Source organism: Mucilaginibacter sp. UR6-1, assembly GCF_020880975.1.
GTDB lineage: Bacteria > Bacteroidota > Bacteroidia > Sphingobacteriales > Sphingobacteriaceae > Mucilaginibacter.
This window is the reverse complement of sequence record NZ_JAJIWP010000001.1, coordinates 1,180,581-1,192,274: the sequence shown is the minus strand read 5'-3', so window position 1 is coordinate 1,192,274 and position 11,694 is coordinate 1,180,581. Positions and strand designations below refer to the sequence as shown.

The 11,694-nt window shown below is 44.8% G+C and carries 6 protein-coding genes; all 6 read left to right on the top strand.

Annotated elements, in window-relative coordinates; translation table 11 throughout:
- Positions 1-3 precede the first annotated feature (3 nt).
- The 6 genes from LJ707_RS05040 (at position 4) to LJ707_RS05015 (ending at position 11,687) form a co-directional block, all read left to right on the top strand.
- A complete protein-coding gene (locus tag LJ707_RS05040; protein WP_228949705.1) occupies positions 4-1,581 on the top strand; it encodes a SusD/RagB family nutrient-binding outer membrane lipoprotein in 1,578 nt (525 codons plus the stop codon).
- Positions 1,582-1,665: 84 nt separating this feature from the next.
- Positions 1,666-4,959 carry a VCBS repeat-containing protein gene (locus LJ707_RS05035; protein WP_228949704.1) on the top strand — a complete coding sequence of 1,098 codons (3,294 nt, stop codon included), beginning with the start codon at positions 1,666-1,668 and terminating at the stop codon, positions 4,957-4,959.
- Complete coding sequence (locus LJ707_RS05030) at positions 4,959-6,305, top strand: vanadium-dependent haloperoxidase (protein WP_228949703.1); 1,347 nt, start codon at positions 4,959-4,961, stop codon at positions 6,303-6,305. Before LJ707_RS05035 ends, LJ707_RS05030 begins: the two co-directional genes overlap by 1 nt.
- A 25-nt stretch (positions 6,306-6,330) precedes the next feature.
- A complete protein-coding gene (locus LJ707_RS05025; RefSeq protein ID WP_228949702.1) occupies positions 6,331-7,554 on the top strand; it encodes an ROK family protein in 1,224 nt (407 codons plus the stop codon).
- Complete coding sequence (locus LJ707_RS05020) at positions 7,544-8,992, top strand: alpha-L-fucosidase (RefSeq protein WP_228949701.1); 1,449 nt, start codon at positions 7,544-7,546, stop codon at positions 8,990-8,992. Before LJ707_RS05025 ends, LJ707_RS05020 begins: the two co-directional genes overlap by 11 nt.
- A 25-nt stretch (positions 8,993-9,017) precedes the next feature.
- Positions 9,018-11,687, top strand: coding sequence for a glycoside hydrolase family 2 TIM barrel-domain containing protein (locus tag LJ707_RS05015; protein WP_228949700.1), 2,670 nt, complete (start codon positions 9,018-9,020; stop codon positions 11,685-11,687).
- Positions 11,688-11,694: the final 7 nt, after the last annotated feature.

Below are 11,694 nucleotides of genomic sequence, written 5' to 3'. Positions count from 1 at the left end.
CAGATGAAAAAACGATATATTTTTAGCTTCCTGGTAGCAGGTGCTACGTTTATGGCAAGCTGTACCAAAAATTTTGAGGAGATAAACACACAGCCGGATAAAACAACTGAAATAGATCCGAACTATTTTATGTCGCAAGCGCAAATACAGTTCTCGCAAACCGGATATGATCAGTTGCTTTTCCAAAGTATGTGGGTACAGTCATTGGCCTCAACATATAACTATTACACCAATGGTGATAAATATGTATTTAGCAGTGGCGGTACTGGTTATTATGCTAACACCTGGAACAGGGCTTATACTGCGCTTGGTTTGGTTGTAAGGATGAGGACGTTAATTAAAGACAAACCTGAATATGCCAATCTTGATGCCTGTGCTACTATCATGCAGGCCATGATTATTCAGCGTATTACAGATTTATATGGTGATGCGCCATATTCGCAGGCAGGTTTAGCTGATAATGGTGTATACGAGCCGGTTTTTGATAAACAGGAAGATATATACGCTGCTATTTTAACTCAACTCGAACAAGCTACAGCGGCTCTTGATGCCTCAAAGGCTGGGCCAACGGCTGACCTTTTATATGGTGGTAACGTAGCGCAATGGAAACGTTTAGGTTACTCTTTAATGTTAAAAGCAGGTATGCGTTTAACTAAAGTAGATCCGCAAACAGCCAGAACATGGGTTGAAAAAGCTTACGCAGGCGGTACAATGTCAAGCGTTGCTGATAATGCAAAAGTATTGACTGATCCAAACGGTAATGCGAGCAGCAATGCTGATGCTTTGCGTGTGACCGACGATTTCAGAGAAGTGCGTTGGGGTAGAACACTGCTTAATTATATGCAATCAACTGATGATCCTCGTGTTTCAGCTATCGCAGAAATTACCGTAGGTAATGGTCGCAGAGCTAATGAAAATCGCGATCTGCCGGGAAATAATGCAGATAGTTTACAATTAGGCATGCCTAATGGATATACTATTACAAGTATTGTAAATGCTCCTAATTACCCAGGCTCTACACCAGCTGCTGATGCTCAGGATGCAGCAGCTCCACTGGGTAAATATTCACGTCCGCGTTTGCAGGTTTACGCTGACAGGGCAAGTGCAAACTTTATTTACACTTATGGCGAATCGGAGTTGTTATTAGCCGAGGCAGCAACAAGAGGCTGGGCAACAGGCGCAGCAGCTACCCATTATGCTAATGCTTTAACTGCAGATATGGCTACGCTTGCCCAGTATAATACTACAGGTGCTGCAACGGTAAATGCAAGTGATATTGCTACTTATGTTACAGCTCACCCATTGGTTGCTGCAACAGCATTACAGCAAATCAATATGGAATATTATGTAGCTACTTCAACTACATTCAATTTTAATGAAACTTACGCCAACTGGAGAAGGACTGGAATTCCTCAGTTGACACCGGTTACTTTTTCAGGTCAGTTCATAACTGGTCAAATTCCACGCCGTGTGCCTTATCCGGGTTCATTAATTAACACTAACGGTGCCAATTACCAGGCGGCTGTTCAAAGCCAGGGTCCTGATAATTTTGCAACCCGTGTTTGGTGGGATGCACAATAATAAAACCACATAAAGCAATAGTTGCGCCCTGTTTCCGGGGTGCAACTATGCTTTAATTTCGTTACGCTCCATTCATTTTTCCTGATGAAGTTTATTAATGTCGGCTTGAGATCGTTCGCTTTGTGTGTTACGGCGGCATTGGCTGTACCTCATGATATGATTGCCCAGCAGCCCTTATTCAGGCAGCTCGACGTAAAGCAAACTGGTATCGCTTTCGCTAACGCGATAAATGAAACGGAATCACTCAACGTACTTTCGTACGAATATTTTTACAACGGTGGGGGCGTAGCCGCAGGCGATATCAATAACGATGGCTTAACAGACCTGATGTTTACCGCCAATATGCAGCCCAATAAATTGTATCTCAATTTAGGCGGATTAAAGTTTAAGGACATCACCAAAGATGCCTGCAAAGAACTGGCCGGGCGTTCCGGTTCATGGAAAACGGGCGTTACCATGGCCGATGTTAATGGCGATGGGCTTTTAGATATTTATATATGCTACTCGGGCAAGGTTGAAAACAACCAGCGCCGCAATCAGCTTTTCATCAACCAGGGCAATAATAAATTCAAGGAAGAGGCAGCCGCTTACGGCCTTGATGACCCGGGTTACAGCACACAAGCCGCGTTTTTTGATTATGATAACGATGGTGACCTCGACATGTTTTTACTCAACCATAACATCAAAAAAATTGATAATATGGAGTTGGCCCGTTACAAAAATGAAACGGATATGCTGGCGGGCAATAAACTGTTTGAGAATAATAACAACCATTTTACTGATATTACAAGCAAGGCGGGCATTCTGCAAAATCCGCTAACCTTTGGTTTGGGCATTGCCATTGCCGATATTAATAAGGACGGCTGGCAGGATATATACGTTACCAACGATTATAACGAGCCCGACTACGTTTACCTGAACAACCACAACAAAACTTTTACCGATGCGTCAAAGAAAATGCTGAGGCATTTGTCGCATTTCTCGATGGGGGTTGATATTGCCGATTATAATAACGACGGCCTGCCCGACATCCTTACCCTTGATATGTTGCCCGAGGATAACCACAGGCAAAAATCATTACAATTGGAAGAAAACTATGAGTCGTTTGAGCTGATGCTTAAACAGGATCTCTACAAACAATATATGCGCAATATGCTGCAGCTAAACAACGGCGACGGCACGTTTAGCGAAATAGCTAATATGGCAGGCGTGGCCGCTACCGACTGGAGCTGGTGCCCGCTGATAGCCGATTTTGATAACGATGGATATAAAGACATCTTTATTAGCAACGGCTACCTGCGCGACTATACCAACAAGGACTTTTTACGTTACTGGGGCGATTACAAGATAAAAAAGGCCATGAATAAGGAGCCCTTCCTGCTGATGGACCTGATAAAGGCTATGCCTTCAACCAAGCTGCCCAACTATGTATTCAGTAACAATCACAATCTTACATTCAGTAACAAACAAACCGAATGGGGCTTAACGGAGTCGGCTATATCTAATGGGGCTATCTATGCAGATCTGGACAACGATGGTGACCTTGATCTGGTAGTAAATAATATCAATCAGCCTGCATCGGTGTACGAAAATACCCATAACACAACCAGCAACACATACCTTACAATTAAGCTAAACGGCAAAAAGCCCAATACCAATGCTGTTGGCGCAAAGGTATACCTGTATAGTGCAGAAGGTGTGCAGTACCAGGAAGTAAACCCGAACAGAGGATATTTAAGCTGCACATCAACCATACTGAACTTTGGCTTGGGCGATGTTAAGAAATGCGATTCGGTGAAAATTATCTGGCCTGATCAAACGGTGCAGATTATCAGCAATCCAACTCTTAACCAGCGTTTAAAGGTTGAGCAAAACGCAACCGCGCCATTTAAGGAGCAGGTAATCGTAACAAAAACAATATTCAGTAAGCAAAAGCCACTTATAGATTTTAATCAGCAAGCATTGGCCATTAATGATTTTAAGCGCCAGTTGCTGATGATGTTCATGTACTCTAAAACCTCACCGGTAATGGTAACAGCCGATGTTAATGGCGACGGGTTGACAGATGTTTACATTAGCAGTGCTGATAACACCGGCATTGGTAAAGTGTACCTGCAACAGCAAGGGGGCAATTTTAAAGAAACCGAATTGATACGTGGTAATAGTCAAAACATAGGTACCGTTGCCGCGGCGGCTTTTTTTGATGCCAATGGCGATAAATTCCCTGACCTGTATCTGGCTAAGGGAGGTTACGCCAACTACGAGGCAAACACAGCTAATCTTGAGGATGAACTTTACCTTAATGATGGAAAGGGCAATTTTACCTGGGCGCCAACAGCTTTGCCATCGCAAACAGGGGCAAGCAGTAAATCATGCGTTCGTCCGTTTGATTTTGATAACGATGGCGACCTTGATCTTTTTGTAGGCGGCAGGGTAGTGCCGGGCAAATATCCAACAGCGCCCGAAAGTTTTTTGCTGATAAATGATGGTAAAGGCAGGTTTACTATATATACCACTACCAAGCCCGGTATGGTTACCGATGCGCAATGGGTCGACCTCAATAATGATAAACGTGCTGACTTGGTTGTTTGCGGTGAGTTTATGCCAATAACTGTTTACCTGAATACCGCTAATGGCTTTGTTGATAAAACAACAGATTACTTTACTTCACCTCAAAAGGGCGTATGGCTTTCATTAGCTGTCGCTGATGTAAATGCCGATGGTAAACCCGATATCATTGCCGGTAATATGGGGTTAAATTCGCCCCTCAACGCATCAGATAAGCAAGCTGCCGAGTTGTATTATGCTGATTTTGACGGTAACGGATCAATCGATCCATTCCTGAGTTTTTATGTGCAGGGTAAAAGCTACCCCTTTGTTAGTCGTGATGAGCTGAATGAGCAGATATACCCAATGCGCCGCCGTTTTGCATCGTACAGTGCCTATTCGGATGCTACCATTAAGGAGATATTCACGGCTGATGAGCTGGCCAAGGCCAGTATGCTCAGCATCAATACAACTGAAACTACCTGCTTTATTAATAAAGGCGGCAAATTTGAAGGTGCGGCATTACCGGTACAGGCGCAGTTTACGGTAACTACTAAAATTATAACCGGCGATTTTGATAACGATCAGCATACAGACGTATTGTTGCTGGGTAACCACTCGGATAACCGCCTCAAATTTGGCAGCATTGATGCAGGATACGGAACTTTATTAAAAGGCGATGGTAAAGGCAAATTCAATTACGTGCCGCAGCCCGAGTCGGGTTTATCAATAACCGGAGATGTAAAATCGGCAATAGAAATAAAGGCCGGTAAGGATAAATTTTTAGTTGTAGGTACGGCAGAAGGGCCATTGCAATTTTATAAGTACTGATGAAGGGAGTTTTACAAAGGCTTGTTATTGTTTTAATATTGTTTGTTGCTGCAACAAGCCAGGCGCAGCAACGTGCCAAAGGTTTCCCTGATTATATGTGGCCGGGCCATGCTATCCATAATGTGAGTATGGTTATGGTGCATGATGTTGTTAGTCCGCCGGTAGCGGCGCGATATTATTCTTATTGCATGCTCGGGGCTTATAACATTGTTACCGCGCACAATAAAAACTTTCCGCAATTAAATAAACTGATAAAAAGCTACTCGCCCACACACGGTATTGATACGGTAAAGGCAGCTTATGATTATCGTATAGCCAGCTATTACAGCATACTCGAAACCGCCAGGTTAATGCTGCCATCAGGCTTTTTGATCAAAGATGATGAAGACGCGTTTATTATGCTGGTTAAAAAAACAGGTATTAAACAGGAGATCATTGATAACTCGATCAAGGTAGGGCAGCAGGCCGCGGTTGACGCGGTTAACTTTTCAAAAGGCGACCGCTACGGCAAACTAAGCGCGTTAAAACGCTATACCCCGTTACAAGGCGAGGGCTACTGGTACCCAACCCCTCCGGGGTATTTTGAGGCCGTTGAACCCAACTGGCGCACCATCCGCACCATGGTGCTTGATACGGCAACGCAATGTAAACCTGCACCGCTTACGCCATTCAGTAAAGATACCGCATCAGTGTTTTATAAGCAGGTAAAAGAAGTATACCAGGCCTCAAAAAAACTAACCGACGAGCAGATCAATCAGGCACTGTTTTGGGATTGTAATCCTTTTGCTATTACCACATCAGGCCACATGTCTATAGGCTATAAAAAGATAAGTCCCGGCGGGCACTGGATGCACATAACGGCGCTGGTATCAAAACAAGCCCGGCTATCCTTTGACGAAACGATAGCTTTATTGAATGTTGAGGGACTAACATTGATGGATTCGTTCATCGCCTGCTGGGAAGAAAAATTCGCCACTAACCGTATACGGCCCGAAACATTTATCAACCGGTATATGGATGTAAAATGGCAGCCGGTATTGCAAACGCCGCCGTTTCCGGAGTATACCAGCGGGCACTCGGTTGTTTCGGCGGCATCGGCAGAGGTACTTACCTATATGCTGGGCGATAACTTTAAATACGAGGATGATACAGAGATACCATTTGGCAGCGGCAAGCGCTCATTCACATCATTTCGGCAGGCAGCGTTGGAGGCCGGCATGTCAAGATTTTACGGAGGGATACACTATATAGAAAGCATAGAAACAGGCAGTACACAAGGAAAAAATGTAGCTGGTGTTATAATAGCCAGGATGAAGGAGGCAGGTATAAAGCCCTGCATTAAATAAAGATAATTATTAGCAAGCGAGGAATATGTTACACCCTGATCTGTCTGTACTGAACGATAACGCCAACGTAATACAATGTTTGTGTTATCACAACTCGTTATCGGGTACCGAAATAAGTAATTACATCAATAAAAGTATACCTTATACCGTTAAGGTAATAAACGGTCTTATCAAATCGGGATTGATAGAGAAGAAAGGCTATGCCGACTCGAACGGTGGCCGCAAGCCGTTAAAGTATTCGCTCGTGCCCGATACCTTCTTTATCATATCAGTAGCTATGAGCCAGTATGATATTGAATATGCCGTGCTTAACCTTAACAACCGGTTTGTAAAGGAAACGGTAAAGGAAAAGATAGTGATATACGATATGCAGGCCGATGAGCTTGTAGCACGTATTGATCAGTTTATAAAAGGCACCGGTATAGCTCATGACAGGTTTTTGAGCGTAGGCGTTACCATGCCCGGCTTTATAGCAACCGAGCGTGGCATAAACCTGAGCTACCTGCATGTTGATGCGGATACCACCCTGGCTGATAAGTTGCAGCAGGATCTGGGGATACCCGTATTCATCGAGAATGATTCGACAGCGATAGCCCTGGGTGAGCAAAAGTTTGGCGCGGCTGTTGATCAGAATGATGCCATGATACTTAACCTGGGCTGGGGTATCGGCCTTGGTATGATCGTAGATAATAAAGTGTTTCGCGGGCACAGCGGTTTGGCAGGCGAGTTCAGCCACATATCGCTGGTTAATAACGGCAAAATATGTAAGTGTGGTAAGCGGGGATGCCTGGAAACGGATTCATCACTTATAGCCATTACCGAAAATGCCGTTGCCGAAATGCAGAGCGGGCAAAAAAGCAGCCTCAAAAATTACGATTTGGTAGATGTTGATGCTATCATCAGCGAAGCTATACGGGGCGATATGCTTACCGTAAAGCTGATATCGGAGGCGGCGTACAATATTGGTCGCGGATTGGCCATGCTGATACATATCATGAATCCGTCCATCATTGTTTTAAGCGGTAAGGGAAGTGTTATAGGTAAGTTATGGTTATCGCCTATACAACAGGCTATATATGAGCATTGCATACCCCAGTTGGCTAACGAAACTGAACTTGTTATCTCTAACCTGAATGTTAAAGCGCAGTTGCTGGGTGGCTCGGTACTGGTTATTGAGCATTTGGGGCAGCCCCTGGTAAATAAAATAAACGCGTTAAAAAATAAAGCGGTTACAATTTATGATAAGTAGATCTACTATATGTAAGGCCTTTGCTGCGGCAGCAATGCTGTACAGCACAGGTGTTTTAGGGCAGGCACACAACCTGTCTAAAAAGTACGAAAAACCTGATGACCCGTTAGTGGTAGCCAAGCTGGCCCAATGGCAGGACCTTAAATTCGGCTTGTTTATGCATTGGGGTACCTACAGCCAATGGGGCGTGGTTGAAAGCTGGAGCATTTGCCCTGAGGATGAAGGATGGACGCAGCGTAAAGGCCCATATGCTGATACTTACAATAATTATTTAAAGGCGTATGAGAATTTGCAAACCACCTTTAACCCGGTAAAGTTCAATCCCGAAAAATGGGTTAAAGCAGCCAACGAAGCCGGCATGAAATACGTGGTATTTACCACCAAACACCATGACGGCTTTAGTATGTTTGACACCAAGCAAACCGACTATAAAATAACGGATAAAAAATCGCCGTTCTCAACCAACCCAAGGGCTAACGTTACCAAAGAGATATTTAACGCTTTCAGGAAGCAGAACTTCATGATAGGGGCTTACTTTTCAAAACCCGACTGGCATTCAAAAGATTACTGGTGGCCATACTTCCCGCCAAAGGACCGTAACGTGAATTATGACCCGGTTAAATATCCGGAGCGTTGGGATGCCTTTAAAAAGTTTACCTATAACCAGATAGAGGAATTAATGACCGGTTATGGCAAGGTTGATATTTTATGGCTTGATGGCGGCTGGGTAAGGCCAAAAGCAACCATTGATACTACGGTTGAGTGGCAGAAAGGCATCAAATTTAACCAGGATATTGATATGCCTAAGATTGCCGCCATGGTAAGGCAACATCAACCGGGTTTAATGGTCGTTGATCGTACGGTTGCCGGGCAGTACGAAAATTATACTACTCCTGAGCAGGAAGTACCAGAAAAACCGTTAAGCTATCCATGGGAGAGCTGCATCACCATGGGTAACTCATGGAGCTATGTACCGGGCGATAAATACAAATCGGCACATGATGTTATTGACCTTTTGGTTAAAATTGTATCGCGCGGTGGTAATTTGCTGATGAACATTGGCCCGGGCCCTGATGGTGATTGGGACCCTGTCGCTTACGATAGGCTGAAATCTATTGGGGAGTGGATCAAGATCAACGGCGAGGGTATCTATAACTCGCGCGCGGTAGCGCCATATTCAAATGGTAACGTGTTCTACACTAAATCGAAAGATAAAAAAGTTGCCTACGCCTATGTATTACCCGAGGGTGAGCAAGGCGATAACGTGACCATCAATATTGAGGGTATGGGCAAGCCTAAGCAGGTATTACTGATGGGCGGCAAACAAAAAGTAAAATGGAAGGCCGGAGCTAATGGTATTGTGGTAAGCAACTACCAGGCGCTTTACAAGCAAGCCGGTTTAAAAGAAGCTGCCGGGTTTAAAATCATCTACAACTAAAGTTTAAATAAAATCATTTATTGTTTTGAAGATCAACAGAAAAAGTATTTTAAAATCACAGATCGGTTTAGGTTCAGGCTTACTCATGGCCCTGAGCTTACCTGCCGCGAAGGCACAAACTACGTATGAGTTGAATCAGGGCTGGTTATGCAAAAAAGCGTCGACTGTACAAGCTGATGGCGTCAAGATGTCCCAAGCGTCATTTGCAACGTCAGGTTGGGAAAAGGCTACCGTACCGGGTACAGTTTTAACCACTCAACTTAACAACAAGCAAATTCCTGATCCGTTTTACGGCATGAACAACCAGCGTATACCTGATATTTACAAGGTAGGCCGTGATTACTATACCTACTGGTTTATAAAGGATTTTAAGGAGGCCGCACCGCAAGGCAGCAACCAGGTTTACCTAAACCTGCGCGGTGTTAATTACAGCGCCGATATTTATTTGAACGGTCATAAACTGAATGCCAGGCTGCACCAGGGCATGTTCTTGCGTCAGCGTTATAATATTACCAAATGGCTGGCAAAAAATGGCAGCAACCGTTTGGCTGTTATTGTTCACCCGCCAGATGTGGTGGGCAATCCTAACGGCGGCCAGGGCGGCGATGGCACCATTGCCAAAGGCGTGGGCCTGCAATACACTGCCGGTTGGGATTGGATTCAACCCACCCGCGACCGCAACACAGGTATATGGGATAAGGTGATCATTGAAAAAACCGGTGCTGTCGCTGTGCTCAATCCGCATGTAATTACTTTGGTTCCGGGTGTGCGCCAGCCTGAAGGCCTGCAAGCCCCGGCTACAATTAAGGTAGCTGCTACTGTCCAAAATCCAACCGCGCAGGCGGTAACCGGTACCCTGCGTTATACCATTGCAGGCGTTACGGTTTCAAAAAAAATCACCCTAAAGCCATCATCATCACTTGATGTTCAGTTGGATGATTATGTGCTTAAAAACCCGAGACTATGGTGGCCTAATGGTTACGGCGAGCAAAACCTGTACAACCTGCGTGTTGAGTTTTTAACTGCCGATAACAAGGTATCATCAAAAGAAGATGTTGAGGTAGGGGTTAGGCAGATCACCACCAACTGGAACGAAAAGACCGAGAGCCGCCAGGTTAACGTGAACGGCCAAAAGATATTCATCAAAGGCGGTAATTGGATCATATCCGACGCGATGCTGCGTTTTTCGGACATGCGCTACGATGCCGAGGTTCGTTATCATCATGATATGAACCTGAACCTCATCCGTATCTGGGGCGGCGCTATTGTTGAGCGCCCTGAGTTTTACAAGGCTTGCGATAAATATGGCTTACTGGTATTCCAGGATCTGTGGGGATCAGGCGATTGTAATGGCCGTTGGGTTGACCCGATGAAGGCCGAAGACCAGTGGACGCGCCGTAAATATCCGGATGATCATGACCTGTACATGCGTTCAGTGTCTGACCAGGTAAAGATGGTGCGCAACTACCCATCGCTGGCCTTATGGTGTGGCGGTAACGAGATCACTCCTCCGCAGGACATCCTGGCTGCTTTGCAGGATACGGTATTCCCAAAGCTTGATCCAACCCGTTGGTTCGTGTCATACTCAAACTCCGAGTTAATGTCGCGCAATGTATTGGGTGGTAATGGCGATGGCCCTTACGGCATTCAGCAGCTATCTGTTTTTTGGGATTTTAAAACTTTCCCTTTCAATTCAGAGGTTGGCTCGGTAGGTGTGAGCGATTACACATCGTTAAAAAGGTTCATCCCTAAAGAGAATATGGTTTTCCCTGAGTTTGATGCATCAACCGGTAAATCAAAGGTTGATTCGGTTTGGGATTACCATAAATATATTGGTTACGATTGGTCGATAGATAAATATGGCAAACCAAAGGATGCCGAGGATTTTGCCGAGAAAGCCCAGTTGGTGAACTACGATCAGTACCGTGCGCTGATGGAGGGCTTTAGCTCGCACATGTGGGATTGGTATACCGGTGTTATCATCTGGAAAACACAAAACCCATGGACAGCCATGCGCGGCCAGATGTACGATTATTACCTTGACCCTAACGCTTGTTTATACGGCCTGACTAACGGTAGCCAGCCTCTGCACATTATGTACAACCCGGGTGATGGTATGGTGATGGTAGCCAACAATACTTTTAAAACGCATACCAACCTGATGATCGTGGCCAAGATACTTGATTTGGATGGCAAGGAAACCCCGATAACCCAGGTGTTTGCCGATGTTACGCCTACGACTACCAAAAGGTACCTGTCAGTAAAAAAGGAACTTGACGCGGTGGCTAAGGATAAAGGCGCGTTCCTGGTATTGCAACTGCAGGATCATACGCAAAAAATAATCAGCGAGAATATTTATTGGGTAGCTGATGCAAAGGGAGAATATTCAGGATTACAGCGTATGGCTGCCTCAAAAGTAACCGCTACAGCTAAAAAGGTTGCTAATGGCAAGGTACAGGTAACATTAACTAATCCGGCTAACGCGCCGCTGGCGTTCTTTAACCGTGTATCATTAGTAAACAGCAATACTAAAGAGCGTATGTTGCCGGTTTTTTATAATGATAACTATGTATCGGTATTACCGGGCACCAGCAAAACGGTTACTATTGATTACGACCCCAAATTGCATACCGCCACACCGGCAGTAACTGTTAGCGGTTGGAATTTAAAGGAAACAAACATCGGCGTTAATTAAAAATTAG

What these genes read in the sequence shown, in the direction of transcription:
- LJ707_RS05040 (WP_228949705.1), top strand. Translation starts at nt 4, where the DNA reads ATGAAAAAACGATATATTTTTAGCTTCCTGGTAGCAGGTGCTACGTTT.
- LJ707_RS05035 (WP_228949704.1), top strand. Translation starts at nt 1,666, where the DNA reads ATGAAGTTTATTAATGTCGGCTTGAGATCGTTCGCTTTGTGTGTTACG.
- LJ707_RS05030 (WP_228949703.1), top strand. Translation starts at nt 4,959, where the DNA reads ATGAAGGGAGTTTTACAAAGGCTTGTTATTGTTTTAATATTGTTTGTT.
- LJ707_RS05025 (WP_228949702.1), top strand. Translation starts at nt 6,331, where the DNA reads ATGTTACACCCTGATCTGTCTGTACTGAACGATAACGCCAACGTAATA.
- LJ707_RS05020 (WP_228949701.1), top strand. Translation starts at nt 7,544, where the DNA reads ATGATAAGTAGATCTACTATATGTAAGGCCTTTGCTGCGGCAGCAATG.